32 protein-coding genes and 1 pseudogene are annotated in these 25,155 nt (G+C 56.5%); 21 read left to right on the top strand and 12 right to left on the bottom strand.

Going from position 1 to position 25,155, the window contains the following annotated elements:
• Positions 1 to 66 precede the first annotated feature (66 nt).
• The gene (locus tag P2R09_RS12570; protein ID WP_275770137.1) at positions 67 to 927 is read left to right on the top strand and encodes an NAD(P)-dependent oxidoreductase; all 861 of its coding nucleotides are present in this window, start codon (positions 67 to 69) and stop codon (positions 925 to 927) included.
• A 101-nt stretch (positions 928 to 1,028) separates the two neighbouring features.
• Here P2R09_RS12570 and P2R09_RS12565 read toward each other — a convergent pair.
• A pseudogene (locus P2R09_RS12565) lies at positions 1,029 to 1,283 on the bottom strand (2-isopropylmalate synthase); the annotation flags it as partial.
• Positions 1,284 to 1,449: 166 nt separating this feature from the next.
• On the opposite strand from P2R09_RS12565, the gene P2R09_RS12560 reads away from it, so the two are divergent.
• The 8 genes from P2R09_RS12560 (at position 1,450) to P2R09_RS12525 (ending at position 8,799) form a co-directional block, all read left to right on the top strand.
• Complete coding sequence (locus tag P2R09_RS12560; protein ID WP_275770136.1) at positions 1,450 to 2,466, top strand: dipeptidase; 1,017 nt, start codon at positions 1,450 to 1,452, stop codon at positions 2,464 to 2,466.
• A 143-nt stretch (positions 2,467 to 2,609) separates the two neighbouring features.
• Positions 2,610 to 2,681 carry a pyrroloquinoline quinone precursor peptide PqqA gene (gene pqqA / locus P2R09_RS12555; RefSeq protein ID WP_010245082.1) on the top strand — a complete coding sequence of 24 codons (72 nt, stop codon included), beginning with the start codon at positions 2,610 to 2,612 and terminating at the stop codon, positions 2,679 to 2,681.
• 54 nt (positions 2,682 to 2,735) lie between these two features.
• Positions 2,736 to 3,653, top strand: coding sequence for a pyrroloquinoline quinone biosynthesis protein PqqB (pqqB, locus tag P2R09_RS12550; RefSeq protein WP_275770135.1), 918 nt, complete (start codon positions 2,736 to 2,738; stop codon positions 3,651 to 3,653).
• A 3-nt stretch (positions 3,654 to 3,656) separates the two neighbouring features.
• Positions 3,657 to 4,412 (top strand): pyrroloquinoline-quinone synthase PqqC, encoded by a 756-nt coding sequence (pqqC, locus tag P2R09_RS12545; protein WP_003853494.1) that lies wholly within the window; start codon positions 3,657 to 3,659, stop codon positions 4,410 to 4,412.
• A gap of 3 nt (positions 4,413 to 4,415) precedes the next feature.
• Positions 4,416 to 4,694, top strand: coding sequence for a pyrroloquinoline quinone biosynthesis peptide chaperone PqqD (gene pqqD / locus P2R09_RS12540; RefSeq protein WP_275770134.1), 279 nt, complete (start codon positions 4,416 to 4,418; stop codon positions 4,692 to 4,694).
• Positions 4,681 to 5,823, top strand: a complete 1,143-nt coding sequence (gene pqqE, locus P2R09_RS12535; protein ID WP_275770133.1) for a pyrroloquinoline quinone biosynthesis protein PqqE — start codon at positions 4,681 to 4,683, stop codon at positions 5,821 to 5,823. The genes pqqD and pqqE overlap by 14 nt, the downstream gene beginning before the upstream one ends.
• Positions 5,823 to 8,099, top strand: a complete 2,277-nt coding sequence (pqqF, locus tag P2R09_RS12530; protein WP_275770132.1) for a pyrroloquinoline quinone biosynthesis protein PqqF — start codon at positions 5,823 to 5,825, stop codon at positions 8,097 to 8,099. Before pqqE ends, pqqF begins: the two co-directional genes overlap by 1 nt.
• A gap of 115 nt (positions 8,100 to 8,214) precedes the next feature.
• A complete protein-coding gene (locus P2R09_RS12525; protein WP_275770131.1) occupies positions 8,215 to 8,799 on the top strand; it encodes a YceI family protein in 585 nt (194 codons plus the stop codon).
• A gap of 35 nt (positions 8,800 to 8,834) precedes the next feature.
• On the opposite strand, the gene P2R09_RS12520 is transcribed toward P2R09_RS12525, so the two are convergent.
• Positions 8,835 to 8,984, bottom strand: a complete 150-nt coding sequence (locus P2R09_RS12520; RefSeq protein ID WP_275770129.1) for a hypothetical protein — start codon at positions 8,982 to 8,984, stop codon at positions 8,835 to 8,837.
• Positions 8,985 to 9,243: 259 nt separating this feature from the next.
• Between P2R09_RS12520 and P2R09_RS12515 the strand changes: the two genes are divergently transcribed.
• The 8 genes from P2R09_RS12515 (at position 9,244) to P2R09_RS12480 (ending at position 14,577) form a co-directional block, all read left to right on the top strand.
• Positions 9,244 to 10,224, top strand: coding sequence for a 6-phosphofructokinase (locus P2R09_RS12515; protein WP_008925154.1), 981 nt, complete (start codon positions 9,244 to 9,246; stop codon positions 10,222 to 10,224).
• A 9-nt stretch (positions 10,225 to 10,233) separates the two neighbouring features.
• Positions 10,234 to 10,548 (top strand): PTS sugar transporter subunit IIB, encoded by a 315-nt coding sequence (locus tag P2R09_RS12510; RefSeq protein ID WP_003853506.1) that lies wholly within the window; start codon positions 10,234 to 10,236, stop codon positions 10,546 to 10,548.
• Positions 10,541 to 11,908, top strand: a complete 1,368-nt coding sequence (locus P2R09_RS12505; protein ID WP_275770126.1) for a PTS sugar transporter subunit IIC — start codon at positions 10,541 to 10,543, stop codon at positions 11,906 to 11,908. The genes P2R09_RS12510 and P2R09_RS12505 overlap by 8 nt, the downstream gene beginning before the upstream one ends.
• Entirely contained in the window at positions 11,895 to 12,737 is an 843-nt protein-coding gene (locus tag P2R09_RS12500; RefSeq protein ID WP_003853511.1) for a class II fructose-bisphosphate aldolase, read from the top strand. The genes P2R09_RS12505 and P2R09_RS12500 overlap by 14 nt, the downstream gene beginning before the upstream one ends.
• 94 nt (positions 12,738 to 12,831) lie before the next feature.
• A complete protein-coding gene (locus P2R09_RS12495; RefSeq protein ID WP_003853512.1) occupies positions 12,832 to 13,101 on the top strand; it encodes a hypothetical protein in 270 nt (89 codons plus the stop codon).
• Positions 13,102 to 13,110: 9 nt separating this feature from the next.
• Positions 13,111 to 13,548 carry a PTS sugar transporter subunit IIA gene (locus P2R09_RS12490; protein ID WP_078804386.1) on the top strand — a complete coding sequence of 146 codons (438 nt, stop codon included), beginning with the start codon at positions 13,111 to 13,113 and terminating at the stop codon, positions 13,546 to 13,548.
• Positions 13,545 to 14,168 (top strand): glucokinase, encoded by a 624-nt coding sequence (locus P2R09_RS12485; RefSeq protein WP_275770123.1) that lies wholly within the window; start codon positions 13,545 to 13,547, stop codon positions 14,166 to 14,168. Before P2R09_RS12490 ends, P2R09_RS12485 begins: the two co-directional genes overlap by 4 nt.
• On the top strand, positions 14,137 to 14,577 hold the full coding sequence (locus P2R09_RS12480; protein WP_275770121.1) for a thiol-disulfide oxidoreductase DCC family protein: 441 nt from the start codon (positions 14,137 to 14,139) through the stop codon (positions 14,575 to 14,577). Before P2R09_RS12485 ends, P2R09_RS12480 begins: the two co-directional genes overlap by 32 nt.
• Before the next feature lie 49 nt (positions 14,578 to 14,626).
• Here P2R09_RS12480 and P2R09_RS12475 read toward each other — a convergent pair whose 3' ends face one another.
• The gene (locus P2R09_RS12475) at positions 14,627 to 15,562 is read right to left on the bottom strand and encodes a zinc-binding alcohol dehydrogenase family protein (protein WP_275770119.1); all 936 of its coding nucleotides are present in this window, start codon (positions 15,560 to 15,562) and stop codon (positions 14,627 to 14,629) included.
• Between the two features lie 73 nt (positions 15,563 to 15,635).
• Here P2R09_RS12475 and P2R09_RS12470 point away from each other — a divergent pair, with 73 nt between their 5' ends.
• Entirely contained in the window at positions 15,636 to 16,130 is a 495-nt protein-coding gene (locus tag P2R09_RS12470; RefSeq protein ID WP_275770117.1) for a MarR family winged helix-turn-helix transcriptional regulator, read from the top strand.
• A gap of 14 nt (positions 16,131 to 16,144) precedes the next feature.
• Positions 16,145 to 17,044 carry a LysR family transcriptional regulator gene (locus P2R09_RS12465; protein ID WP_003853527.1) on the top strand — a complete coding sequence of 300 codons (900 nt, stop codon included), beginning with the start codon at positions 16,145 to 16,147 and terminating at the stop codon, positions 17,042 to 17,044.
• On the opposite strand, the gene P2R09_RS12460 is transcribed toward P2R09_RS12465, so the two are convergent.
• From P2R09_RS12460 to P2R09_RS12440, 5 genes are all read right to left on the bottom strand, one after another.
• The gene (locus P2R09_RS12460; protein WP_275770115.1) at positions 17,019 to 17,828 is read right to left on the bottom strand and encodes a substrate-binding domain-containing protein; all 810 of its coding nucleotides are present in this window, start codon (positions 17,826 to 17,828) and stop codon (positions 17,019 to 17,021) included. The two genes, P2R09_RS12465 and P2R09_RS12460, sit on opposite strands and share 26 nt — an antisense overlap.
• 10 nt (positions 17,829 to 17,838) lie before the next feature.
• The gene (locus P2R09_RS12455; RefSeq protein WP_275770698.1) at positions 17,839 to 19,146 is read right to left on the bottom strand and encodes an MFS transporter; all 1,308 of its coding nucleotides are present in this window, start codon (positions 19,144 to 19,146) and stop codon (positions 17,839 to 17,841) included.
• Positions 19,147 to 19,479: 333 nt separating this feature from the next.
• Complete coding sequence (locus tag P2R09_RS12450) at positions 19,480 to 20,190, bottom strand: winged helix-turn-helix domain-containing protein (RefSeq protein WP_275770113.1); 711 nt, start codon at positions 20,188 to 20,190, stop codon at positions 19,480 to 19,482.
• A 4-nt stretch (positions 20,191 to 20,194) separates the two neighbouring features.
• On the bottom strand, positions 20,195 to 20,578 hold the full coding sequence (locus tag P2R09_RS12445; protein WP_275770111.1) for an amino acid-binding protein: 384 nt from the start codon (positions 20,576 to 20,578) through the stop codon (positions 20,195 to 20,197).
• A 1-nt stretch (position 20,579) separates the two neighbouring features.
• Positions 20,580 to 20,894 carry an antibiotic biosynthesis monooxygenase gene (locus tag P2R09_RS12440; protein ID WP_275770109.1) on the bottom strand — a complete coding sequence of 105 codons (315 nt, stop codon included), beginning with the start codon at positions 20,892 to 20,894 and terminating at the stop codon, positions 20,580 to 20,582.
• 138 nt (positions 20,895 to 21,032) lie between these two features.
• On the opposite strand from P2R09_RS12440, the gene P2R09_RS12435 reads away from it, so the two are divergent.
• Positions 21,033 to 21,926, top strand: a complete 894-nt coding sequence (locus tag P2R09_RS12435) for a dihydrodipicolinate synthase family protein (RefSeq protein WP_275770107.1) — start codon at positions 21,033 to 21,035, stop codon at positions 21,924 to 21,926.
• Between the two features lie 14 nt (positions 21,927 to 21,940).
• Here P2R09_RS12435 and P2R09_RS12430 read toward each other — a convergent pair whose 3' ends face one another.
• The 3 genes from P2R09_RS12430 to P2R09_RS12420 form a co-directional block, all read right to left on the bottom strand.
• A complete protein-coding gene (locus P2R09_RS12430; RefSeq protein ID WP_275770105.1) occupies positions 21,941 to 22,435 on the bottom strand; it encodes an ATP-binding protein in 495 nt (164 codons plus the stop codon).
• Positions 22,436 to 22,706: 271 nt separating this feature from the next.
• Entirely contained in the window at positions 22,707 to 22,946 is a 240-nt protein-coding gene (locus tag P2R09_RS12425; protein ID WP_275770103.1) for a hypothetical protein, read from the bottom strand.
• A gap of 265 nt (positions 22,947 to 23,211) precedes the next feature.
• Positions 23,212 to 23,541, bottom strand: coding sequence for a cupin domain-containing protein (locus tag P2R09_RS12420; protein WP_275770696.1), 330 nt, complete (start codon positions 23,539 to 23,541; stop codon positions 23,212 to 23,214).
• Positions 23,542 to 23,680: 139 nt separating this feature from the next.
• Between P2R09_RS12420 and P2R09_RS12415 the strand changes: the two genes are divergently transcribed.
• Positions 23,681 to 24,319: an RpiB/LacA/LacB family sugar-phosphate isomerase gene (locus tag P2R09_RS12415; protein WP_003853539.1), complete on the top strand. Its 639-nt coding sequence runs from the start codon at positions 23,681 to 23,683 to the stop codon at positions 24,317 to 24,319.
• A 66-nt stretch (positions 24,320 to 24,385) separates the two neighbouring features.
• On the opposite strand, the gene P2R09_RS12410 is transcribed toward P2R09_RS12415, so the two are convergent.
• Positions 24,386 to 25,150: an ABC transporter ATP-binding protein gene (locus tag P2R09_RS12410; RefSeq protein WP_275770090.1), complete on the bottom strand. Its 765-nt coding sequence runs from the start codon at positions 25,148 to 25,150 to the stop codon at positions 24,386 to 24,388.
• Positions 25,151 to 25,155 lie beyond the last annotated feature (5 nt).

The raw sequence follows: 25,155 nt of genomic DNA, 5'->3' as shown, positions 1-25,155 counted from the left end.
TCCAGCTTTTCCGTGATAATTCATCCGACAGGGTCGGATACAGACAGATAAACCAGGGGAGTCAACATGCAACAACCTGAAGTGGCGGTTCTGGGATTAGGCGCAATGGGGCACGCATTTGCCGCCAATCTGCTGAAAAAAGGCTTTCGCGTACACGGCTGGAACCGTACCCGCGCACGCGGTGAGGATCTGCTGGAGGCCGGTTTACAGCTGGCTGACTCGCCGGAAGAGGCGGTGCGTCAGGCGGATGTAGTTATTGCCATGCTCTCCGATGGCGACACCACCGAGCAGGTGCTGCATCAGGCGAAAGAGGCGTTTAAGCAGGGCGCGACGCTGTGCCAGATGGGTACCATTGGCATCGAGAAAACCGACGCGCTGATCGCCTTTTTCGCAGAAAAACGGCCCGATCTTTTACTGATCGACGCACCGGTCTCCGGCACCAAAGCGCCCGCAGAGAACGCACAGATTCTGGTGCTGGCCAGCGGCGATCAGAGCCGGGCGCAGGCGGCAGAAGCGGTGTTTGCCGCCATCAGTAAAGGGACAAAGTGGCTGGGTGAGGCGGGCAAGAGCAGCCGCATGAAACTGGTCATCAACAGCTGGCTGATCGGCATGATGCAGAGCCTGGCGGAGAGTACCCAACTGGCCGGGCAGTTCGGCTTTTCCACCGACGATCTCTGGCAGGTGCTGGAGGGCGGTCCACTGGCTGCGCCTTATGCGAAAATGAAGCTTGGGATGATCGCCAGCGACGACTATACACCGCAGATGCATCTGATCTGGGCGCTCAAAGATGCCCGCCTGGCGCTGGATGCGGCAGAGACGCCATTACCGGCGCTGGAGAACATCGCGCAGCTCTGGCAGCAGGCGGTTGACGCCGGACACGGCGAAGAGGATCTGGCGGTCATCTACCGCTACCTGAAGGTGCAATAAGTCAGCAGCATTTTGACTTCATTACGCGCCCGCTGGTGCCGCTGGCACACGACGATCTGCCCGCCAGTTGTCAGGTGGTGCAGATCTCGCCGCTGCAGGTCGCGTACAAAATCGAAATCCGTTTGCGACGCAGAGGGAAAGGCGACCTCAATTTCGCGAAACCCGCAGCCCAGCAGCAGATCCCAGAATGCCATCTTCCGCTCACGGTCCATCGGTTCTGCCAGCGCCTGATTGCCGTCACGCAAATCGGTGGAGAGCCAGCGCGGGGCGTGGGTGAGCTGGCGTGAAGGCCACTGGCGATCGGGCAGGGACACGACCGGAGAGGCACGATATTTATCAGCAGGTTGGGTCAGCATAGTATTCTCCTTGTGTTTTTTACCAGTCTGACGACAAGCTCTGCAAACCGCGCGCGCAACGCTGACAACCTGATATGCAAAAGTGACAACACCCTCCGTGCGCTCTGGTTTGATGAATCCGCCTGGTGGGGTTAGCATGGTCGCCTGTTTAACTGGGTGGACGCTTATGCTGATTTTTGACGGTCACAACGATCTGTTGCTTAACCTCTGGCTGCATCATCGTGATGCGCCCGCACAGGCGTTTTATCAGGGTATTGAGCGGGGGCATCTCGACTTTCCGCGCATTCAGCAGGGCGGAATGGGTGGCGGGTTGTTTGCGATCTTTGTGCCGCCGCAGGAATATATCGCCCGCACTGTTCCGGCTCGGGCAGATGAGCCGTATCGCCCGCTGGAGATCATGTGGCAACAGCTTGAGATCCTGCAGCAGCTGGCCGATGCGTCAGGCGGACGAGCGCGCCTCTGCCGCCGCGTTGATGAGATTGCTGCCTGCCGGGACGACGGTGTGCTGGCGATGGTGGCTCACATTGAAGGTGCTGATGCGCTGGACGAGGAGGGCGAACAGCTGCACGCCTTCTGGCAGGCGGGGGTGCGCAGCATCGGGCCATTCTGGAATCTGCGCAGTCGCTTTGGTGAAGGCGTCAGCGGCAGTTTTCCCGGCTCGCCCGACACCGGACCGGGCCTGACCGCTGCCGGCGAAAGGCTGATTCATCAGGCGGGTGAGCTGAAGATGATGATCGATGTGTCGCACATGAACATGAAGACGTTCCGGGAAACCGCCCGGCTTTACCGCGCGCCGCTGGTCGCCAGCCACTCCAACGCGCACGCCCTCTGTCCGCAACCGCGCAATCTGACCGATGACCAGCTGCTGGTGATCCGCGACAGCGGCGGTCTGGTCGGCATTAATTTCGGCAATGCGTTTCTGCGCGCCGACGGTAAACGCGACGCTGACACGCCATTAACAGAAATTGTTAAGCATTGTGATCACCTCCTGAAGATAATGGGCAGCGACCATGTGGCGTTTGGCTCCGATTTCGACGGAATTACCCCGCCAGCAGCGCTGGGCGATGTCAGCGGAATGCCGCGATTGCTCGCTGCTTTTCAGGAAGCAGGCTATGATCAGACACTGACTGAGAAACTGGCATGGGGAAACTGGCAGCGGGTTTTACAACTGACCGGGCTGTGATAACAATTTCCTTACGTTCCGGACTTGATCCCGACGCGCCATTGGCGCAACATCTGCCTGGAAATTGTGACGGCCGTCTCATTCATTGCCGGTCACGCTGATTTCAGACAGCTTATTTACTGTTAACCAAGAGGAAGTAACTCATGTGGAAAAAACCAACTTTCGTTGATATGCGTCTCGGTCTGGAAGTCACTCTGTACATCTCCAACCGTTAATCGTTCTGCCCGCCCTCTGAGCGGGCATTTTTTTTCAACTTCTGGTTTTCCTCTATGTTTATCAAAATCCTCGGTTCAGCCGCGGGTGGCGGATTTCCGCAGTGGAACTGTAACTGCGCCAACTGCCACGGCGTGCGTAATGGCACGATTCAGGCCCAGGCACGCACGCAATCGTCAATTATCCTCAGCGATAACGGCGAAGACTGGGTGCTATGTAACGCCTCACCCGATATCAGCCAGCAGATACTGAATACGCCAGAACTGACCCGCCAGGGCGTGCTGCGCGGCACGGCGATTGGGGGGATTATCCTCACCGACAGCCAGATCGATCATACCACCGGGCTACTGAGCCTGCGTGAAGGCTGCCCGCATCAGGTGTGGTGTACGCCGGAAGTGCATGCCGACCTCAGCACCGGCTTCCCGATCTTTCCGATGCTCACCCACTGGAATGGCGGCTTACAGCACCGGCCGATTGCGCCACTGACGCCGTTCAGCGTCGATGTCTGCACTGATCTGCAGTTCACGGCGATTCCCATTATCAGCAATGCACCGCCTTACTCGCCGTTCCGTGACAGGCCGCTTGCCGGCCACAACGTGGCGCTGTTTATTGAAAACCGGGCGAATGGCCAGACGCTGCTCTACGCACCAGGTCTGGGCGAGCCCGATGCGGTGATCCTGCCGTGGCTGCAAAAAGCGGATTGCCTGCTGATCGATGGCACCGTCTGGCAGGATGATGAGCTGCTGGCTACCGGCGTGGGTCACAATACCGGTAAGGCGATGGGCCATCTTGCCTTGGCAGAAGAGCAGGGACTGATGGCGTTGCTGGCGTCGCTGCCGGCCAGACGCAAAATTCTGATCCACATTAACAACACCAATCCGATCCTTAACGAGCAGTCACCGCAGCGTCAGTTTCTGACGGAGCAGGGAATAGAGGTGAGCTGGGACGGGATGGCGATCCACCTTCAGGGCTAAATCATGCAGATTACTGACACGCTGTCACCACAGGCTTTTGAACAGGCCCTGCGCGACAAAGGCGCTTACTACCATATCCATCACCCGTATCACATTGCGATGCATAACGGTCAGGCCACGCGCGAGCAGATTCAGGGCTGGGTGGCAAACCGCTTCTATTACCAGACCACCATTCCGCTGAAAGATGCGGCGATCATGGCCAACTGTCCCGATCCGGCGACCCGCCGCAAATGGGTTCAGCGCATCCTTGACCACGACGGCAGCAATGGCGAAGAGGGCGGCATCGAGGCCTGGCTGCGGCTGGGCGAGGCGGTCGGTCTGACGCGCGAAGAACTCTTGTCAGAGCAGCATGTGCTGCCGGGCGTGCGTTTTGCGGTGGATGCTTACATTAACTTCGCCCGCCGCGCCAACTGGCAGGAGGCGGCCTGCAGCTCGCTCACCGAACTGTTCGCTCCGCAGATTCACCAGTCACGGCTTGAGAGCTGGCCGCAGCACTATCCGTGGATCAAAGAAGAGGGCTATTTCTACTTCCGCAGCCGCCTGGGTCAGGCGAACCGCGATGTGGAGCATGGTCTGGCGCTGGCGCTGGAGTACTTCACCACCGCTGAAACGCAGAACCGGATGCTGGAAATTTTGCAGTTTAAGCTCGATATTTTATGGAGCATGCTGGACGCCATGACCATGGCTTACGAGCTGAAACGTCCGCCTTATCACACCGTCACAGACAAGGCGGCGTGGCACACCACCCGACTGGTATAACAGATGAATGAAAACTCGATTGCCGCGTTTCGTCGCGGCTACCGCATGCAGTGGGAAGCGGCTCAGGATACGCACGTGGTGCTTTATCCTGAAGGCATGGCAAAGCTGAACGAAACCGCCGCTGCCATTCTTGCGCTGGTGGATGGCAAACAGGATATCGCCGCGATTATCGCGACCCTGGATAGCCGTTTTCCGGAAGCGGGCGGCGTGGGTCCGGACGTTTTAGAATTCCTGCAGTCAGCCTATGAACAGAAGTGGATACAGTTCCGTGACCCCGCATAAACCTGGTGTGAATCCGCCGCTCTGGCTGCTGGCCGAGCTGACCTATCGCTGTCCGCTGCAGTGTCCCTACTGCTCTAACCCGCTGGATTTCGCCCAGCAGGAGAAGGAGCTGACGACTGAGCAGTGGATCGAAGTCTTTCGTCAGGCGCGCGCGATGGGCAGCGTTCAGCTCGGATTTTCCGGCGGCGAGCCGCTGGTGCGAAAAGATCTGCCTGAGCTGATCAAGGCGGCGCGCGACCTTGGCTTCTATACCAACCTGATCACCTCCGGCATTGGCCTGACGGAGAAAAAGCTGGATGCGTTCAGCGAAGCGGGGCTGGATCATATCCAGATCAGCTTCCAGGCGAGTGACGAAACCCTGAATGCGGCGCTGGCGGGATCAAAAAAAGCGTTTCAGCAGAAGCTGGAGATGGCGAAAGCGGTGAAAGCCCACGGCTATCCGATGGTGCTGAACTTCGTGCTGCATCGTCATAACATCGATCAGATCGATAAAATCATTGACCTCTGTATTGAGCTGGAGGCAGATGACGTTGAACTGGCGACCTGTCAGTTCTACGGCTGGGCGCAGCTTAACCGTGAAGGTCTGCTGCCGACACGTGAGCAGATCGTCCGTGCAGAAGCCGTGGTGAAAACCTACCGTGAGCGGATGAGCACCACCGGCAATCTGACCAACCTGCTGTTTGTGACGCCAGACTACTACGAAGAGCGACCCAAGCCCTGCATGGGTGGCTGGGGCGCTATCTTCCTCAGCGTGACGCCAGAGGGCACGGCGCTGCCGTGTCACAGTGCGCGCCAGCTGCCGGTGGAATTTCCCTCCGTACTGACGCAAAGTCTGGACGATATCTGGTATAACTCGTTTGGTTTTAACCGTTATCGCGGTTTCGACTGGATGCCGGAGCCGTGCCGCTCCTGTGATGAGAAAGAGAAAGATTTTGGCGGCTGTCGCTGTCAGGCTTTCATGCTGACCGGCAATGCCGACAACACCGATCCGGTCTGCAGCAAATCGCCGCATCACGGCAAAATCCTTGAAGCCCGGCGTGAGGCGGATTGCAGCGACATTAAAATTGGTCAGCTGCAGTTCCGCAACCGCAGCAACTCGCAACTGATCTACAAAACACGGAACCTCTGATGAAAACGCGCGGCCTGGTGATAAACGGTCTGATGATTGAACTGGTGCATCAGGCGGATGCCAGCCAGGCCGCTGCGCTGATGCAGATGGGTGCAGGGAGCCACGATGAGCCAGAACGCTGGCCCGGACTGGCGCATCTGCTGGAGCATCTGCTGTTCACCGGCAGCAGCGGCTGGCCTGATGAGGGCCGGCTGATGAGCTGGATTCAGACCCAGGGCGGGAAGGTCAACGCCACCACGCTGGCCCGGCGCAGCGCGTTTTTCTTTGAGGTGACGCCGTCGTTGCTGGCTGACGGGCTGGCCCGACTTCAGGATATGCTCGTCTCTCCGCTGCTGGATAATCAGGCCATCGCGCAGGAAGTGGCGGTGATTGACGCCGAGTATCAGCTGTTGCAGCGTCATGAGCCATCCCGCATCGAAGCGGCACTGCTGCATGCCGCGCAATCACCTGCGGAATTTCAGCGCTTCCATATCGGCAGCCGGGCGAGCTTTGGCGACGAGATGTCTGCGCTGCAACGGGCGCTGCGTCAGTTCCATCAGCGTTACTATTTCGCCAGTAATATGCGGCTCTGGCTACAGGGACCGCAGTCACTGGATGAACTGGAGCAGCTGGCACGTCAATTTGCCACCGCGCTGCCTGCTGGTCAGTGGCAACAGGATCTGCCACCGCCGCAGCTGAACAGCCAGACCTGCTGGCAACTGGCGGGTAGCGCATCGCCAGCAATCTGGCGCACCTGGCTGATTGAAAGCAGTGACAGTGTCACGTTATGGCGTGAATTTTTGCTCGATGAGGCACCCGGATCGCTGCTGGCAAAGTTGCGTGAGCAGGGGCTGGCGGAGACGCTGGAGCTGAAGTGGATCTATCAGGCAGGCGGTGCGCTCTGGCTGGCGCTGGGCGTCGAAACCGAGATGCCAGTAACCGTGAATGCGCTGATTGATAGCTACCAGCATGCACTGAGCCAGACCGGTGAGGCACAGCATCAGCACTATCATCAGCTTGCTCAGCAACGGTTTGTGACGTTGTCACCTATGGAGCAACTCCGTCAGCGCGCCGTCGGCTTTGCGCCTGATGAAACGCTGCCTGCACTGCTACTGTTGCTGGAGAGGCTTAACAGCGCGCCGGGCACGCTGCTCTGCTGTACGCCGCAACCGGCAGCAGAAAACCTCATCACGCAGGGTTACAGTCTGGCACTGACCCACTGGCAGCCAGCACCACCCGACGCGCTGCCTGCGGTGAATTTCACTTTCTATCCGCTTGATGCCGCCATTAGGCCTGATCCGCTGCCCGAAGAGTCGGTGGCGTTACCGCATTATCAGTCAGATAGCCCGAACCCCGTGCTGATTCTGCGACCCGAGTTTTACTCAACGTTTACCGCCGAGGTGGGCGAAGCGCTGGGGCGGCGGTTGCGTCCGCTGTTTGCTGCGCTGCGTCACCAGGGCGGTAACGGCTGCTGGCAGGAAGTAGAGGGCGTATGGCAGCTCACGCTTCAGCTGACGACAGATGAGGCGTTCACTGATCAGGCGCTGAGCCAGATTGTCAGTGCACTGTCACTGCCGGTTGAGGCAAACCTGCCGTCGCCTGTCGAAAGCATCGCAATCCGCGCACTGCAGCAGCAGCTGCCTTATCAGCTGGCAGCAACCTTTGCGCCGCATTGCTGGCGGGCAGCGCTGAAAGGCGGCAACGCGGCGCTGCATTCGCTGATTGCCCGGCGGCTGAGCGCGCTGTCGCTGCCGGTTAACCCTGACACGCCACCAAAACGCATGACCACGAAAACGGGCATGACGCGTCTGCTGCACGCCAGTACGGACAACGCGCTGTTGCTGTTTATTCCACTGCACCGTCCTGAACAGCTTGCTGCATTACGTGCGCTGGCGCTGATCTACGAGCCGCGTTTCTTCCAGCGCTATCGGGTTGAACAACCTATAGGTTATGTCGTTAACAGCCGCTATATGCGCTGTGCCGATGAAGACGGCGTAGTGTTTGCGCTGCAGTCGCCCGATTACAGCGCGCTGTCACTGCTGCGCTACTGCCGCAACTTCCTGCGTTCCCTGAATGAAACGCTGGCAGAGTGTGACCTGGTGGCACTGAAAGCGCGTCTGCTGAGCCGGGAAGTGGCGCAGCCACTGGCGCAGTTACGCCGTGAAAATGGTCTGGCAGAACCGGATGCGGCGCAGATAGAGGCGCTGACTCTTACCGATCTGCAACAGCTGCACCGCACACTGATTCAGGATCGCCGCCGCTGGCGCGTGCTGTTTACCGGGGGAGAAAATGTATAGCGCCCGATATAAAGTTGCTGAATTTATTTGAAAATTACGGACAAATCTCTTCACTGTCTATTCCGGGCTAACTGAACCACACTCAGTTCACTTTTGTCCGCATAAGGAATTGACTGTGAAGAACTTCAAACGTATCGCACTGCCCCTGTTAGCCGCTGCTACCCTTTACGCCCCGTTATCTCAGGCTGAGGCGATGCACTACCAGCTGAATCCTGAGCATACGTCTGTCATTGTTGCCTGGAACCATTTTGGCTTCTCAAATCCTACCGCGGATATTCCGGATGCAACCGGTACGATGGTGTTTGATAAAGATCATCCGGAAGCCTCACGCGTTGACGTGACCCTGCCAGTCAGCAAAATCGACAGCCATGTTGCCGCGCTGACCAAAGAGTTCAAAGGCGCTGAGTATTTCGACACGGCGAAATACCCGACGGCGACCTTCCACAGCACCAAAGTGGTTGCAAAGGGCGACAACAAATTTGACGTTGAAGGTAACCTGACCCTGAAAGGGATCACTAAGCCCGTTACGCTGCACGCCACGCTGAACAAGCAGGGCGAGCATCCAATGGTGAAGAAGCAGGCGATTGGTTTTGATGCCACCGGCACCATCAAGCGTTCTGACTTCAAGCTGGACAAATATGTCCCGGCGGTTAGCGATGACGTCACCCTGACGCTGTCTACCGAAGCTTACGCGAAATAAGCGTGTGGGGCGCAGCAGCTCGCTGCGCCCCTGATTCATTTTTCTTCCTTTCCTGCATCTCCTGAAATATTCCCCTTTTTACCTGCACTGAATAATCCAGCCCTCCCGATAAAAACTATTTTAATCGCCTGAACCGGGCCAGAACCGGGAAAAATGAGGTGAAAGTCACAAATTCGCAATGCCATTTTTATGCCCGATCATTCGTTATTCTGTCAGCCAAATCAAAATCCTGTTCGGCAACCTAAGCTGATGATTTGTATTGATTCGTCCGTGAAGTAATAAGTTGGAATAGAGTGACTCAGGTCACAAATAAAGGCCTTAAGCTACCGCTGTCAACACGCCTGCCCGAAAAATAACGCGCGTAACTGTGATCTCCTCTGCAAATAGCAACCCCGTGAACCGGAAGAATGGCCCTCAGCAGAGTAAGCCAGCGGGGTGAGGGAAATGCGCATTGGAATGGTGATCAGTGGCGGGGATGTCACCGGAATAAATAACTTTGTCTTCCAGATAGGGCGTCTCGCTCAGGCTGAGATGGTGATATTTGATGGCGGCATTCCCGGCCTTCTGGCAAATAACCATCGTGATATCAGCCAGCGCGATCTGCTCGATTTCGCCATCGCCCCGATTCCGGTGATGCAGTCCGGAAGGACGGAAAAGAAACTGGTGCGCAGCGAATATGATTTAATTGCGCGCCAGCTGAAAAGCGCACGTATTGACGTATTAATCATGGCAGGCGGTGACGGATCGCTGCAGTTTCTCCACATCCTGTCGGAGTCTGGCGTTAATTGTTTCGGCGTGGGTATGACCATCGATAATGATGTCTTCGGCAGTGATTACACGCTGGGATTTTCAACCGCCTGCGAGCAGGTATTAAAAGAGGTCGCAAAACTGCGTAATACCGGCCGCGCCTTACCAGGCCGGGTTTTTATGCTGGAGTTACTCGGCGGCTATTGCGGCGAATTAACGCTGCAATCGGCGATTAAATCCAATGCGGATATCGCCCTGATTCCGGAGTGCCAGATTCCGCTGCCACAACTGGCGCAGCGTATTACCGGACGGCTGGCCGAACAGAACAGCGTAGTCATCCTCTGTTCAGAAGGCTACACCCGTGAATATTCGCCCGGTTTTCAGGGAGCGATCGACACCTTAATCAAACAGCTTGAGCCGCTTATTGGCGTACGCATCCGTAAAACTATTCTCGGTTACGGACTGCGCAATGGTGATCCCACCTGCGAAGAAATTTATCAGGGCACCATTATGGCCAGTGAAGTGGTGCGTTGTATTCAGTCAGGCATGCGGAATAAAGCGGTCATTATTAATGGCAGCAATAAACCGATCCCGATTGATTTAATAAGCATGCAAAAACGCCTGGTCGATATTGACGGGCACCATTACAAACTCGCTAAACAACTCAATATAGTGTGAGGAAAAACCATGCTGAAAATATTATGTGTCTGTGGTTGTGGATTAGGCTCCAGTTTTGCGATTGAGATGAGCGCAAAAGCGGTATTAAAAAAGCTGGAAATTGAGGCCGATATCGATCACACCACCATTTCAGAAGCGAATGCGTTTAAGTCAGATATGATCCTGACGCAAAAAGCCTTTGCCGATGTATTAAATGCCGACGCCAGTCCGGAACAGATTAAACGGGTCATTATTCTTAACCGGCTCACCGATAAAGTGGAAATAGAGCAGAAGATCCTGGCCTTTTTAAAAGAACGTAACGAGAAGGTCGCTGCCCATGAATAGTGTGATCGACTTCCTGGTAAAAGATCTGCTGGGGCAGGCCTCAATTCTGATCGCGTTTATTGCGCTGATTGGTCTGCTGTTGCAGAAGAAATCAGCAGGCAAGGTGGTGGAAGGCACCTTTAAAACCCTGCTCGGCTTTTTAATTATGATGGCGGGTATCAATATTATTGTGGGGACGCTGACGTTCCTCAATACCATTTTTACCCACGGCTTCGGTATGCGCGGCTATATCACCGATGTTGCCGCTATCGCCGGCCTGGCTAACCGTGAGCTGGGATCTGAAGTGGCGCTGACGCTGCTGGTGATCTTTATCGTCAATATCATCATCGCGCGGCTGACACCGTTTAAGTACATCTTCCTGACGGGCCAGGCCCTGCTGTGGATGGCAACGATTGGCGCTGTCATCGGCTACAAAGCGGGGCTGACTGGCCTGCCGCTGATCCTGACCGGCGGCATCTTCGGCGGGATCATGGCGGTCGTGATGCCCGCGCTGGCACAGCCGGTGGTGCGGCGTATCACCGACTCCGACGATGTGGCGCTGGGTCACTTCTGCACCATTGGCTATCTGGTCACGGCGGCGGTCGCCAAAGTGGTGGGCAAAGGATCGCGCTCCACCGAAGACCTGAAGCTGCCCGATAACTTTAAATTTCTGCAGGATACCTATCTGTCGATGGCGCTGGTGATGGTGCCGATGTACCTGATCCCCGCCGTGGCGGCCGGTCCGGCATTCATTGCCCAGTACAGCAACGGCATTAACTACCTGATGTACGCCTTTATGCAGTCGATTCAGTTCGTAGCCGGGGTCTTTGTGCTTTACAGTGGTGTCCGCCTGCTGCTCAACGAGCTGGTGCCTGCCTTCCGGGGCATCGCCATGCGCGTGGTACCCGATGCCAAACCGGCGCTGGACTGCCCGGTGATGTTTCCTTACGCCCCGAACGCGGTGATCGTCGGCTTCCTCGCCACCACGCTCGGCTCCATCGTTGGCATGCTCGTCTTCCCGATGTTCGGTCTGGCGATGATCCTGCCGGGACTGCTGACCAACTTCTTTGCCGGGGGCACCGCCGGGGTCTTTGGTAATGCCATGGGCGGACGGCGCGGCGCGATGATCGGCGGATTCGTCCACGGACTCTTTATCACCATTCTGCCCGCCATCCTGGTGCCAATGCTGGAAAGCTATGGCTTCACCGGCGTGACCTTCAGTGACTCAGACGTCATCAGTACCGGCCTGGTGCTCGGCCACGCCTTCCAGAACAACTGGCTGTTTGTTGCCCTGTTTATTGCTTTTGTTACCGCGCTTGCCTGGTTTGTTAACGGCAAATCCACCAAACCTCAAGAGGAAAAAATCCATGAAACTTTATAATTTCGCCGACCTGTTAAAGCTGGCTAAACAGCGTGACTTTAAAGCGGTGGGTTCTTTTAATCTTCACTGTCTGGAAATGTTGCCCGCTTATTTTAAAGCGGCAGAGAAGACCAACAGTCCTTTAATGATTCAGATCTCCACCGGCACGGCGAAATATCTCGGTCACAAGCTGCTGGTCGATGCCATTAAATCGCTGTCGGAGAGTATGAATGTGCCGACCTGTTTGCATCTCGATCACTGTTCCGATTTAGCGGCGATTCAGACGGCGATAGATGCCGGATTCAGTTCCGTGATGTATGACGGGTCACATCTGCCGATTGAAGAGAATATTGCTAATACCCGCCGGGTGATTGATATGGCGCGTCCGCATAATGTTTCAGTCGAAGCGGAACTGGGTGCGATTGGCGGCTCTGAAGATGGTAAATGTGTGGAGATGGAGGCGATCGCGTTTACGCCGGTGGAAGATGCACGCCGTTTCGTTGAAGAGACCGGCGTCGATATGCTGGCGATCTCTATCGGCACCGTACATGGGCTTTACACCGGGAAGGCGCATATTCAGCATCAGCGCCTGGCCGATATTACGGCGGCAACCCATACGCCACTGGTGCTGCACGGCGGCACCGGCGTCAGCGATGAAGATATGCGACTGGCGGTGAGCAGCGGGATTGAGAAGGTCAATGTCGGCACCGAAATGAATGTGCAGTGGGTGGCGCAGTGCAAATCGACCTTTGAGAAAGGCAAGGTCAATGACAGCGTGCGTAATTTCCTGGTGCCCGCCAATGATGCAGTGACCAATGTGCTGGTAGAGAAGATGCAGTTATTCCGTTAATCACCCGCGTCGCCATCACTGGGTTATTGCGTTAAACGTTTTTATCATCACTATTAATCTGAGACACCCCGGCATATAGGGGGCAGGAGAGCCTATGTTTGGATTCTTAAAAAAGTCTCCGGCTGCGGAACAACCCAGCGAGCAGCAGCAGGATCATCTGGCGGAAGTCAGTCGCGAGAAAATAACCCAACTGGAGCAGCAGCTCGCAATTAATCCGCGTGATGGCGAAACGCAAAAACAATTAATGCTGGAATATAACCGGGCATTAAGTTTATTTGCGAAAAGCCGTCGCTATCGTAATGAAATTGATGCGCTGTTTGTCAAAATCGATGAATTACGCAATGTGGTTCGCCAGTCGATTTAAGGAGAGCTGATGACGATTAAGCAGTTATTGCAAGAGGCCAACGCCATTCAGATTGGCATCGACGCCACGGACTGGCGTCAGGTTATCGCGCTGGCCGCCGAACCGCTGGTTAGCGGCGGCTATCTCGACGCCACCTATCCGGATGCGGTGATCGCGAACACCCTGGCCCATGGGGCGTATTATGTGTTTGAGGAGGGAATTGCCATTCCTCACGCCCGGCCGGAAGCGGGAGTGATCCGCGACTGTTTCAGTATGATCCTGCTGAATGAACCGATCTCGTTTGAGGGCAGTGAAAAGGCGGACATTGTGATTATGTTTGGCGCGCGCGACAGCAACGCCCACATTGAAGAGGGGATCCGCGCGATTGTGTCGCTGCTGGAGGATGAGGAGACGCTGGTCCGGTTACGTCGGGCCAGCAGTGTCGCGGAGGTTATCGATATCCTATGACACAAAATATCCCCCCTAAACGCGTGGTGCTGGTTAACGGCATTCCGGCGTCGGGTAAGAGCACCCTGACGCTCGCGCTATCACAACACTTTGGCTGGCCGGTGCTGACGCTGGACAGCCTGAAAGAGCCTTTTATGCACGCTTTTGCGCCGGTCGATCGGCAGCGTAACCGGCAACTGGGCTGCGCGGCCTATCAGGCGATCTGGAACATCGTCGAACAGGCACCCGCCAGTCAGGTCTGGCTGATCGATGCCTGGTTTGGTTTTCAGCCGCGCACGCTGCTGGAGCAGGGACTGCAACAGGCGGGCGTAGAAGAGGTGCTTGAGCTGTGGCTGAAGATTGAACCGGAGGTGGCGGTGGCGCGCTATCAGGCGCGACTGACCCAGCGGCTGCCGGGGCATCCAGGCGCTGAGTACCTGCCTGAACTTCATCAGCTGGCACAACAGGCCAGGCCAATGGCGCTGGGGCCGTTGTTTGAGGTGGATGCCTGCGCCCAGGATCACGCTGCCGTTATCCACTGGCTGCAACAGCAACTGACCAGAACCCGCTACACTTCAGCTCATCATCAGAGGAGTGAGGAGTTGCAGGATGTCGTCGCCCCCGTATCTGCAAACCGGTGAAAGCGCCGTGCTTTATGACGGCGTGTGTAAGCTGTGTAACGGTTGGGTTCAGTTTCTGCTGCGTCACCATCTGGCGCGGCAGGTCCGTTTTGCCTCGGTGCAGAGCGAGCAGGGCAAAGCGCTGCTGCGCTGGGCCAGACTGCCGGAAGAGAATATCAGCACCCTTGTCTACATTGACGGTAATCAGCACTGGCTGCGGGCGCAGGCGGTTTTCCGTGTTATGCAGCACCTGCCAGCACCCTGGCGCGGGCTGGCAGTGCTGCGTCACTTTCCGGATGTGATCAGTAACGCGGCTTACGACCGCATCGCGTTAAACCGCTATAAGCTGTTTGGCCGCTATAGCGAGCAGCATGCTCTCACACCCGATTATCCCGACCGTTTTCTGCATCCGATGCCGTCCGAAGGTTAGTGGCGGGGTTGTCCGACAGGCAGACACGCGCTGTTGATGCTGCGGGAGACTACAGCGTAAACACTGTTCGACAGCGGCTGTCATCTTCATCCCATGCTGTATCCACCTCAGAAAGAGGCCGTGGTTTAAAAGGCACCGAAAAGGCGTGCTGCCCGGCAGCCTGTAGTAGTTCAGCCAGTGAGTCAATCAGGTCTGCGTTGGATACGCTGCCCAGACCACTCCCCATCAGTGTCAGCCCGGATGCACGCAGCAAATGACTGTGCAAAGGGATCTCCTGTGCGCTGAGTGAGCCAATCTGAACGAAGCGAACGATATGATCACCGCCTCGCACCGCCGCTTCCATGATCGCCAGCGCACTCTCACCCCAGAGATAATCCAGCACCACATCAATGCCGTCTGCCATCAGGGCAGGAAGTTCACCGGCCAGAGCATCCAGTGTCACGACGCTGTCTGCGCCCTCATTAAGCAGTTGCTGCAGTATCTCCGGGTTCCGGCCGGTCGCAATAATTTTGCCCGCGCCAAGACTGCGGGCGATGCGAATCGCCAGGCGGCCGGATGTGCCGGTTGCGCCGTTGATCAACACGGTTTCGCCTTTGCGCAGTTTAGCCCGGCGGGTGAGTGCGGCCCATGAAGACATGCCCGGATTGGCAAGCGCGGCGGCGACCACGGGGTCCAGCGCTGGAGGAAGTGGAATGACGCAGCGGGCATTGACCACCACACTTTCCGCCATGCTGCCCGACGCGGAACCAAAGGTCAGAAAGTAAACGGCATCGCCGTTTTCGAGGTAACCGGTGCCGTCAATGCCTGGCACCAGAGGATAGGGCGCAGTGGCGCTGTAATGCGTGCCTGCCGCCCGTGCTTTGACCAGCTGGCTCATGGCGGCGGCTTTCACGCGAACCAGCAGTTGGTTTTCAGCGGGCTGAGGAGTGGGGAAATCCCCATAGTGTGGTTTCTGACCGGCCTGACGAATGATGGCTGCTTTCATAGGTTGCTGTCCTTCTAATAATAAGCAATTAAGTGTAAAGTACACACATTATTCCTGCCTCTGGATGGCGTCAATGAAAAGCGTGCAAAATACACATAAATACGATGCGCTGCACAATTGTCTGCTGACGATTGCTGGCGCGCTTAACCGGCCCCAGCGCGATGTAGCGATGATTAAAGCGGCAGGTATCGACCTCGATCGGGCGCTGTTTCCGCTGCTGGTGCAGGTCAGCCGGTTCGGGCCGATCGGCGTGGGTGAACTGGCCGATCGTGTAGGGCGTGACTACAGCACGGTCAGTCGTCAGGTCGCGAAACTGGAAGAAACCGGACTGGTTAAGCGGCAGAAAAACCGGCAGGACAAAAGAATTAATGAGGCAGCAATCACCCCGGATGGCAGAGCGATGACGGATAAAATCGATGCGCAACGTGTGCAGGTTTATCAGCGCGTCTTCCGGCACTGGCCGGAAAGCGATCGTGAAACGCTGGAACAGCTGCTCAGCAGATTCGTGTCCGACTTTAGTCAAACGGAAGGCGATGAAAATGATGAACAAAAGTGTGATGCAGGTTAAGGGAAGAGAAAACCATGCCCGTTAATTTCGATCTCAACGATCTCTACGCCTTTCGCGCGCTGGTGGAGTTTGGCAATTTTCGCCTGGCGGCGGAATCGATCTGCCTTTCACAGTCCGCACTGAGCCGCCGCATCGATAAGCTGGAAACCACGCTGGGTATTAAGCTGTTTGAGCGGACCACACGCCGCGTCACGCTGACGCTGAAAGGGCATGCGTTTGCTCAGCGTTCGGAAAAGCTGCTGGCCGATTTTGAAGAGGTCATGGCCGATCTGAGTGAGGTGAGCTTAGCCCGCACAGGACTGATTACTGTGGCCTGCGTGCCGTCAGCGGCCTACTATTTCATGCCCAACATCATCCGGCTGTTTCAGGTGCGCTATCCCCGCGTACGCGTGAAACTGATCGACAGCAGTGCGGCTAACGTCTATGACGCGGTGATTGGCGGGCAGGCTGACTTCGGCATCAGTTTTTCCAGCCGCTCGCAGCCGGATGTGCATTTTCAGCCGCTGATGGATGACCCGTACGTGGCGGCCTGCAGGCGAGACCATCCGATAGCAGGCAAAAAGAGCCTGAGCTGGCAGGCGTTTTATCAGCATGAATGGATCGGGCTGGATAAAACGTCCGGCAACCGTAACCTGCTGGATCAGGCGTTACAGGCTGTTATGCCGGAGAAGCCCTGTGTCTGTGAAACCCGGCACGTGACGACTATGCTGGGGATGGTTGAGGCGGGGCTCGGCATTGCTGCCGTCCCCGCCATGTCGTTACCTGGCTACGAGCACGCGCTGCTGACGGCGGTGCCGTTAACCGACCCACCGGTGAAACGTACCGTGGGCCTGCTGCGCAAAAATGGCCGGATACTGTCACATATCGCCAGCGAACTGGAGAACCTGATCATTGAACAGTATCAGCGACTTTAACCGGTTTTGACGCTTTCACGGTGTGCAGGCCGCTGGCATGGACAGCCTGCTGAGCCTCGGGCGAGGCGAGCCAGTGCAGCAGCTTCGCTGCCTCATCTGGCTGTGCTGACCTGCGCACCACGGCACCGGCAAAACGGGTGGTGTATTGCAGCTTGTCCGGCAGTTCACCAATGAAGGTTACGCCTGAAACAGGCAACAGCTCACTGACCTGCTGAAACCCGATGGCGTATTTACCTTCAGCAACCTGGGAAGCGACCGGGATGCGTTCAACTTCTACCGCCTTGCCTTTAACCTGATCCTCAATGCCCAGCCGTTTGAACAGCTGGCTGCTCACATATTTGCCGCTGGCGCTGTCAGAATAGGCGATGGAAGGGGCATTCAGCAGGGCACTACGCAACTCACTTTCGCTGCCGATTTTAATGGGTGTGGCACCCTTTTTAATGACGGCGCCAATGCGGGAGTCCGCCAGTTCAACCCGTGAGCCCGGCAGCGTCGCGCCCTCTTTTTGCAGATTGCTTAGCGCATCGCCAACCATGATAACCACATCGGCCGCTTCACCGCGTGCCAGCCGGGCTGGAATGGCTTGCGGTGTTTTACCCATTGACGGACCAGCAACGGTGTTGATGGTGATCCCTTCCTGTTTTGCGAATTGTGGCGACAGCGTATCCCACGCCGCTTTAAACCCGCCGGAGATCATTACCGTCAGTTCTTTTGCCTGCGCCGTGGCGCTGCCAGCCACGCTAAACAGCAGGGCAGCATAAATCGACATCGTTTTCAGTTTCATCTTCCGTTCCTCAGCTAACAGTTTCATGGGCAGGCGTGACGGCACTGCGGGTACGACGATAGAGATAGAGTGTCGCGCCCAGGGCGCAAACTGCCGCAAAACTCATCCAGTAACCTGGCGAGGCTTTATCGCCAGTCATCTCAATCAGGCCGGTTGACATCACCGGGGTAAAACCACCGAACAACGCTGTTGCCAGGCTGTAGGCCAGTGAGAAGCCCGCCACACGGACTTCCGCTGGCATAATTTCGGTCAGCGCCGGGATCATCGCGCCGTTGTAAAGCCCGTAGATCATCGACAGCCACAGCAGTACACCCAGCATCATCGAAAAGCCTGGTGCCGCCGCCAGCATGCTCAGGGCCGGATAGGTGGTGACGATCGCCAGCAGTGTCATGCCGACCAGTACAGGCTTACGGCCAAAGCGGTCGGAGATCGCGCCGCCAATCGGCAGCCAGATAAAGTTCGACACCGCTACCAGCAAGGTCACCAGCAGGCTGTCAGAGGCGCTGAGCAGCAGCACTTTTTTGCCAAAGGTCGGCGCATAAACCGTAATCAGGTAAAACGCCGTGGTGGTCATCGCCACCATCAGCATCCCGGCAATCACCACCTGCCAGTTAGCCAGCAGGATGCGGAACACCTGCTTCACATCGGGATGGCTGCGACGGTTGTTGAACTCCTGTGTCTCTTCAAGTTTGCGACGCAATACGAAGATAAACGGTACAATCAGACAGCCAAACAGGAACGGAATACGCCAGCCCCATTCACGGATGGCGCTCTCTTCCAGCACGGCGTTGAGGATAAAGCCCATCGCCGCCGCCACCATAATGGCGACCTGCTGGCTACCCGACTGCCAGCTGGTGTAGAAGCCCTTGCGGCCCGGCGTGGCGATCTCCGCCAGATAGACCGACACGCCGCCCAGCTCCGCTCCGGCGGAGAAGCCCTGTAACAACCGACCGATCAGCACCAGCATCGGCGCCCACAGGCCAATGCTCTGGTAGGAGGGGATCAGCACGATCATAAAGGTGCCTGCCGCCATGATGGAGAGCGTGACAATCAGGCCCTTACGGCGACCGACCTTATCGATGTACGCCCCCAGCACCACTGCGCCAATCGGGCGCATCAGAAATCCTGCGCCGAACACGGCAAAGGTCATCATCAGTGAGGCGAACTCACTGCTGGCCGGGAAAAACGTATGGGCGATGTAAGTGGCATAGAAACCGAACAGGAAGAAATCGAACTGTTCGAGGAAATTGCCTGAGGTAACACGAAATATGGCGCCAATCCTGGCGCGATGAGTCATGGGTGAGGTCGTTTGCATCAGTAACTCCAGTAAGGTTTGACGCTTTTTGCCGCGCCTGTTACTGAAGAGTGGATCAGCGCCCGTCGCTAAATAAGTGCAAAAAGGGCATTGATTGATGTGCGGGGAACATGATTGCCAGCCGTTATCATTTAAACTTCATTCCAATCAGTCAGTTAAATCTGACTGACTTTATTATGTACGTGTTAATGTGCCTGAAGCGAGTTTGCGGAATTGTGACAGAATTCATAAGCGTGTTACGGGCCAGAACGGGGCCGGTGGCGTACCACAGGCCATCCATATCCGTAACTGCGTGAGCAAAAAGGGCCAGAATGGAGGTGGTGTCAATTCAATGCCTCAGGGAAAAGTGATGTCGAAAAGCCGGCGAAGATTTCGTCTGCCCGCCTCGGTAAACGCAACTTCACGATAACCGGGTTGCCGGGTGAGCCAGCGCTGCGCGTCAAAGGCCGTCAGCATTGCGGCGCCCGCGTAGCCGCCGGGATGGAGCCGGCGTTCACTCCAGTCAAGACAACCGCAGCACGGCTTGCGGCGTCTGCGTTGGGACAGGTCAATCTGCAATGCCGCAAACTGCTGCTGGCCGTAAAGGGTGACTGCGCTGCCCTCCGGCGTGATCCAGCCCTGTTGCGCCATAGCGCTGTAGATTTGCACGGCGACTTCACCCGCCAGATGGTCGTAACAGGTGCGGGCGATGCGAAGCGAGGCTGGCGTGCTGCTCTTCGGCGCGTCAATCCGTCGCCACGACACACCCATCATGTTTTCAATCAGCGCCGCGATGTCACTGCCGGTCAGCCGGTAATAGCGGTGACGACCCTGAGCCACACAGATGATCAGACCACTGTTAATCAACCGGTTCAGATGCGCGCTGGCGGTGGAGGGCGCCACATCTGTGACTGCACTCAGCTCCGTGGCGGTCCAGGCGCGCCCATCCATCAGGGCTGACAGCATCTTCACCCGTGAAGGATCGGCCATCGCGGCAGCCACGCCTGCAACCGCGTGCTCAAGCGCGTCGCTGTCATCAGGTGCATGTTGCGGTTGCGGTCTTGCCATCAGATTACGGTGCCCATTCTGTGGTCAGCGCGGCGGCTGATTCATTGTTATCGGTGATCAGGATCAGCTGGTTCGCGTGATCGCTGTATTGCACCAGGATGTTGATTCCGGCATCGGCAAGCTGTGCCGTAATCGCCCCCAGCTCGCCGGGACGCTGCTGCGGTAGTCTGCGAATCAGCGGGATGTTAACAGCCTCGACGGCGATCCCCTCCGCTTCCAGCACGGCCCGCGCCCGTTCGCCTTCCGCGACCAGAAAATGGGCGTGGCTCCGTTCACCAAAGGCGAACAGGCCGCCGCCTTCCAGTCCGATTCCATGCTGGCCCAGCAGTGTGGTCATGCGGGAAAGGGTACCTGGTCTATTTTGCAGGATCACATGAATATCGAACATGTTAATTTACTCCCTGAAGTGAGGCATATTCTCTGACCAGTGTGACGATGCGCAGACGATAACCGGCAAAGAGGGTCTCACGGCCTTCGCGCTGTGCGGCCTGGTGGCACAGGTTACGCTTCCAGGCCAGCACTGACTCCTCATCGCGCCACCAGGAGAGCGAGAGAATTTTTTTCTCATCGGTCAGGCTTTGAAAACGCTCAAGAGAGATAAATCCGCTGTTTTGCATCAGCAGCGGCTTCAGGTCAGCAGCCAGTTGCAGGTAGCGCATCTGATGTTCGGGACGGGCCTCTGCTTCAAACAGTACGGCAATCATCGCTATTTCCTTTGGGTAAGAGCAAAAGGGCTGTAGCGCAAAAATAGCGGGCGGGGCAAAGCCATGCTTCGGCCAGTGACGAAATATGACTGTACAGGTGATAACCAGCCCGAACAGTCTCATGATGGAGCAAAGCGTATGTTCAGCGGACTCAGTGCCTTTCCCCTTACTCCTTTTGCCGATGGCAAACCCGATGAAGCGGCCTTTCTTCGGATCCTGCGCAGGCTGACGGAGGCAAAAGTCGATTCTCTTGGCGTGCTGGGGTCCACCGGCAGCTACGCCTGGCTGACACGGGCACAGCGCAGGCGCATTGCAGGGCAGGCCGTTGAACATGCAGAGGCGATTCCAGTGATGATCTGCATTGGCGCGATAAATACTGATGAGGTGCTGGCGATGGCAGAGGATGCGCAGCAGGCGGGCGCAGCCGCTTTACTGCTGCCACCGCTGGGGTATCAGACGTTGAAAGAAGATGAGGTGTTTACGCTTTTTCAAACCGTGACGCGACACGCATCGGTGCCAGTCTGCATTTATGATAATCCGCGCACCACCCATTTTACGTTCTCCGATGCGTTACTGGGCCGGATTGCCTCACTTCCCGGTATCGGGTCGGTGAAAATTCCCGGTGTTCCGGATGTGCAATCGGCAGCAAATGATCGCCTGTCCCAACTGCGCGAGATACTGCCTGCTTCCGTGTCGGTTGGCATCAGCGGCGACGCGTCTGCTGCCAATGCGTTGATTGCAGGCTGTGATGGCTGGTATTCCGTGTGCGGCGGGCTGTTCCCACGTGTCGCGAAAGCAATGACCGACGCAGCAGCAGCAGGTGATCATGAGAGCGTCAGGGCGCAGTCGGAGCGCCTGCAGCCACTATGGTCGCTGTTCCGCCAGCACGGCGGCAGCTTCAGGGTGATGAATGCCGCAGCAGGGCTGCTGGGACTGACGGCACGCGACTGCCTGCCGCGTCCGCTGTTGCCACTCTCTGATGCGGATAACCAGCAGATTGCTGACGTGCTCGCGGCACTCGATCTTTCGTAAATTTGCAGAAGGTGTTAACCGTGCCGCACGAGGTTAAAGCCTTCCTCCTCCTGCGGCGGTTCAAAATAGCGGGTAATCAGCGTGAACTGCTCGTCCGTGGCGGCAAAGGCGTGTTCGCCGCTCTGATTACGGGCGTGCAGACGCGCTTTACACAGCGCGTCCGGCACATCCAGAAAATGCAGGCGATGGTCGGCAGAGGATGCTTCAATCACCGAGCGCATCCAGTCACGATTCCCTCGTGTGTTGGCCGGAAAATCGAGCACTACCGATACGCCTGCCTTAAGTAATGCGACCAGATGCGGCGTCATCGCCTTCCTGAGCTTTGCCGCAACACGCACGTAATCAGCCACCGATTGCATCTCATCCTTATAGAGTGCGGCCAGCCACTGATCCTCACTGATCACTACGCAACCGGGCGCAGCACCCAGCTGCGCTGCCAGCGTCGATTTCCCGGAAGCCATTTTTCCACACAGCAGATGCAGCGTGGCGGGGAAAGAGGTCATGGTCATATTACGCCTGCGGAACCTGATAATGAATCGGGGAGATTCAGGCTAACAAAAGAGTTGAAAGAGAAGCAATGAGAGTCGTCGAGTCGGTTTAACGAGGTCGTACACGTATATCAGCTATCAGCTATCAATATTCGCGTCGGTGTAAATTACGGTGCAAAAAAAACGGCGGTTTTTCAGCAGAGGTGACGCGCCTGAACGGGGAAATACGGTCAGGCGGGTTTTCGTGGTAATGCCCGGTGTTGAATCTGTGCTGAACAGCCAGCCACAGACTTCATTTTTGGGCCATCAGCAACGTCAGCAGTTCACGGCAACAGGCTTCTTCTTCAGCACTGTCCGCAGAGGCCAGATGACGCAGTAGCTCCATACAGCTTTTTTCCTTGCCCGCTTCCAGTAACTCTTCGATTAGAAAATTAAGTTTATCCTGCTCAGATGCAGCAAAGGATGAACGGAATTCACTTTTAACCGGCGCGTTGTGATTCAGCGGCAAGGTAAGGGTGTTTTGCATCGGCATATTATTATCCTTATTCGGGTTAAAAAACGAACGGGTATTGTCATTAAACTTATACAACGATCTACGTTTTGTACAGAAATGAGCCTGAATGATTTTTTACAGGAAGCTAAGCGCAGCGCGGCCTGAGGGGAAACTGTGGTGAATCATTCAGTTAGCTGTGAAAGGATTGGTGAAAAAGTTGTACGCGTTTTAAGTCAAATTATTCGTGCAGGAAAAAGGCAAAGTCATGCAGCACTTCATGAGGCGGCCCGGCGGGCCGCCTGCACTATTTCGTGGTCAGGAAATCTTCGCGCTGTGGCGTAAAGGTATCCAGCAGCACGCCAGCCTCAAGACAGACACAGCCATGAACCACATTGGGTGCTTTATAGAGTGTGTCCCCAGCGCCAACTTCCCGGGTTTCACCGTTGATGGTGAAGGCAAAGCGTCCGCTCAGCACATAGGTTAGCTGCTCATGGGGATGATGATGCAGCGGACCGATTGCGTCTTTTTCAAAACTCACTTCCACTGCCATCATTGTGCCGCCATGTGCCAGCACGCGGCGGGTCACGCCGTTACCCAGATCTTCCAGTGGTCGCTCTTTGTGGTAGATAAACATCATTGTCCTCACGCAGTCGTGGGCGCTGCAATGGCCGTTTTGTGATGGGTCTCACAGCACCAGGGTGAATTAATCCATGCACTTTAATGGTTTTTCTCTAAAATGAAACGGTGTTTCATTTATTTTATGAGGGTAGATCATGAAAATCGCGTTAATGATGGAAAACAGTCAGGCCGCTAAAAACGTTACCGTGCTGAAAGAACTGGAAGGCGTTGCGCAGCCGCTGGGCCATCAGGTCTTCAACGTCGGAATGAGCGATGAGCAGGATCACCATCTGACCTACATTCACCTCGGCATCCAGGCCAGCGTGCTGCTTAACAGCCAGGCGGTGGATTTTGTCGTCGCGGGCTGTGGCACCGGTCAGGGCGCGCTGATGTCGCTTAACATCCATCCGGGCGTGGTCTGTGGCTACTGTATCGATCCGGCGGATGCTTACCTGTTCGCACAAATCAACAACGGCAATGCCTTATCTCTGCCATTTGCTAAAGGTTTTGGCTGGGGCGCTGAGCTGAACCTGCGCTTTATCTTTGAAAAAGCGTTCACGGGCGAGAAGGGCAATGGCTATCCGCCAGAGCGTAAAGAGCCTCAGGTGCGAAACGCCGGTCTGCTGAATCAGGTCAAGGCGGCTGTTATCAAAGAGAACTACCTTGATACCCTGCGTGCCATCGATCCTGAACTGGTACGCACCGCCGTCAGCGGCCCGCGTTTCCAGCAGTGCCTGTTTGAGCATGGCAAAAACCAGGAGATCGTTGCTTTTGTGCGTCAGCTGACCCACTAACGCATTCGATATCACAAGGCCGGTCCAGCCGGCCTTTTTTGATTCTTTTCAGAGACCGGCTGATATTCAGCCCGGCTGCGCCAGCGCCGCATGATTGTGGCGACTCGCTTCCACCAGCATCCGCGTATAGGGCATTACAGCGCGATCGGCCACCAGCGTCGGCACATCCAGCGTCTCCAGCACTTTGCCCTGTTGCATGACGGCTACGCGATGGCAGAGATGCGCCACCACGCCAAGATCGTGCGTCACCATCAGATAAGTCAGGTTCTCCTGCTGCTGCAGATCGCTGAGTAGATTCAGGATCTCCGCCTGCACCGAAACATCCAGTGCGGAGGTCGGCTCATCCAGCAGCAGCACGCGTGGCTCCAGAATCAGCGCCCTTGCAATTGCCACGCGCTGACGCTGACCGCCGGATAGCTGATGGGGATAACGCGTCTGCCAGGCACGGTTCAGCCCGACCTTATCCAGCATCGCCACCACCCGCTGCTGACGCTGCCCGATACCCTGAATCTGCAATGGCTCTTCCAGAATGTCGCCCAGCGTGTGACGCGGATGCAGCGAACCGTAAGGGTCCTGAAACACCATTTGTATCTGCCGACAGCGCGCCCGTTCGATGCGATGCGCCAGTGGCTGACCATCAATCATCAGCTCTCCCTGCCAGTGAGTGAACAGACCCGCCAGACACTTCAGTACCGTGGTTTTTCCCGAGCCCGATTCACCGACCAGCCCGAAGATCTCACCCTGATTAACCTGCAGATTTACGTCGAACAGCACCTGATTCTGCGCGCACTCATCGCCAAAGCTGAGGTTGAGATTTTTCACATTAATCATCACCA

Source organism: Pantoea sp. Cr_R13, from assembly GCF_029222565.1.
GTDB lineage: Bacteria > Pseudomonadota > Gammaproteobacteria > Enterobacterales > Enterobacteriaceae > Pantoea > Pantoea eucalypti.
The sequence above is the reverse complement of the archived record's forward strand: the minus strand, read 5'-3'. Positions and strand labels throughout refer to the sequence as shown.

Excerpts from the sequence above, each read along its gene's own strand:
- P2R09_RS12570 (WP_275770137.1), top strand. The coding sequence starts at position 67 with ATGCAACAACCTGAAGTGGCGGTTCTGGGATTAGGCGCAATGGGGCAC.
- P2R09_RS12560 (WP_275770136.1), top strand. The coding sequence starts at position 1,450 with ATGCTGATTTTTGACGGTCACAACGATCTGTTGCTTAACCTCTGGCTG.
- pqqB (WP_275770135.1), top strand. The coding sequence starts at position 2,736 with ATGTTTATCAAAATCCTCGGTTCAGCCGCGGGTGGCGGATTTCCGCAG.
- pqqC (WP_003853494.1), top strand. The coding sequence starts at position 3,657 with ATGCAGATTACTGACACGCTGTCACCACAGGCTTTTGAACAGGCCCTG.
- pqqD (WP_275770134.1), top strand. The coding sequence starts at position 4,416 with ATGAATGAAAACTCGATTGCCGCGTTTCGTCGCGGCTACCGCATGCAG.
- pqqF (WP_275770132.1), top strand. The coding sequence starts at position 5,823 with ATGAAAACGCGCGGCCTGGTGATAAACGGTCTGATGATTGAACTGGTG.
- P2R09_RS12520 (WP_275770129.1), bottom strand. The coding sequence starts at position 8,984 with ATGGCATTGCGAATTTGTGACTTTCACCTCATTTTTCCCGGTTCTGGC.
- P2R09_RS12515 (WP_008925154.1), top strand. The coding sequence starts at position 9,244 with ATGCGCATTGGAATGGTGATCAGTGGCGGGGATGTCACCGGAATAAAT.
- P2R09_RS12510 (WP_003853506.1), top strand. The coding sequence starts at position 10,234 with ATGCTGAAAATATTATGTGTCTGTGGTTGTGGATTAGGCTCCAGTTTT.
- P2R09_RS12505 (WP_275770126.1), top strand. The coding sequence starts at position 10,541 with ATGAATAGTGTGATCGACTTCCTGGTAAAAGATCTGCTGGGGCAGGCC.
- P2R09_RS12500 (WP_003853511.1), top strand. The coding sequence starts at position 11,895 with ATGAAACTTTATAATTTCGCCGACCTGTTAAAGCTGGCTAAACAGCGT.
- P2R09_RS12495 (WP_003853512.1), top strand. The coding sequence starts at position 12,832 with ATGTTTGGATTCTTAAAAAAGTCTCCGGCTGCGGAACAACCCAGCGAG.
- P2R09_RS12490 (WP_078804386.1), top strand. The coding sequence starts at position 13,111 with ATGACGATTAAGCAGTTATTGCAAGAGGCCAACGCCATTCAGATTGGC.
- P2R09_RS12485 (WP_275770123.1), top strand. The coding sequence starts at position 13,545 with ATGACACAAAATATCCCCCCTAAACGCGTGGTGCTGGTTAACGGCATT.
- P2R09_RS12480 (WP_275770121.1), top strand. The coding sequence starts at position 14,137 with ATGTCGTCGCCCCCGTATCTGCAAACCGGTGAAAGCGCCGTGCTTTAT.
- P2R09_RS12475 (WP_275770119.1), bottom strand. The coding sequence starts at position 15,562 with ATGAAAGCAGCCATCATTCGTCAGGCCGGTCAGAAACCACACTATGGG.
- P2R09_RS12470 (WP_275770117.1), top strand. The coding sequence starts at position 15,636 with ATGAAAAGCGTGCAAAATACACATAAATACGATGCGCTGCACAATTGT.
- P2R09_RS12465 (WP_003853527.1), top strand. The coding sequence starts at position 16,145 with ATGCCCGTTAATTTCGATCTCAACGATCTCTACGCCTTTCGCGCGCTG.
- P2R09_RS12460 (WP_275770115.1), bottom strand. The coding sequence starts at position 17,828 with ATGAAACTGAAAACGATGTCGATTTATGCTGCCCTGCTGTTTAGCGTG.
- P2R09_RS12450 (WP_275770113.1), bottom strand. The coding sequence starts at position 20,190 with ATGGCAAGACCGCAACCGCAACATGCACCTGATGACAGCGACGCGCTT.
- P2R09_RS12445 (WP_275770111.1), bottom strand. The coding sequence starts at position 20,578 with ATGTTCGATATTCATGTGATCCTGCAAAATAGACCAGGTACCCTTTCC.
- P2R09_RS12440 (WP_275770109.1), bottom strand. The coding sequence starts at position 20,894 with ATGATTGCCGTACTGTTTGAAGCAGAGGCCCGTCCCGAACATCAGATG.
- P2R09_RS12435 (WP_275770107.1), top strand. The coding sequence starts at position 21,033 with ATGTTCAGCGGACTCAGTGCCTTTCCCCTTACTCCTTTTGCCGATGGC.
- P2R09_RS12430 (WP_275770105.1), bottom strand. The coding sequence starts at position 22,435 with ATGACCATGACCTCTTTCCCCGCCACGCTGCATCTGCTGTGTGGAAAA.
- P2R09_RS12425 (WP_275770103.1), bottom strand. The coding sequence starts at position 22,946 with ATGCCGATGCAAAACACCCTTACCTTGCCGCTGAATCACAACGCGCCG.
- P2R09_RS12420 (WP_275770696.1), bottom strand. The coding sequence starts at position 23,541 with ATGTTTATCTACCACAAAGAGCGACCACTGGAAGATCTGGGTAACGGC.
- P2R09_RS12415 (WP_003853539.1), top strand. The coding sequence starts at position 23,681 with ATGAAAATCGCGTTAATGATGGAAAACAGTCAGGCCGCTAAAAACGTT.
- P2R09_RS12410 (WP_275770090.1), bottom strand. The coding sequence starts at position 25,150 with ATGATTAATGTGAAAAATCTCAACCTCAGCTTTGGCGATGAGTGCGCG.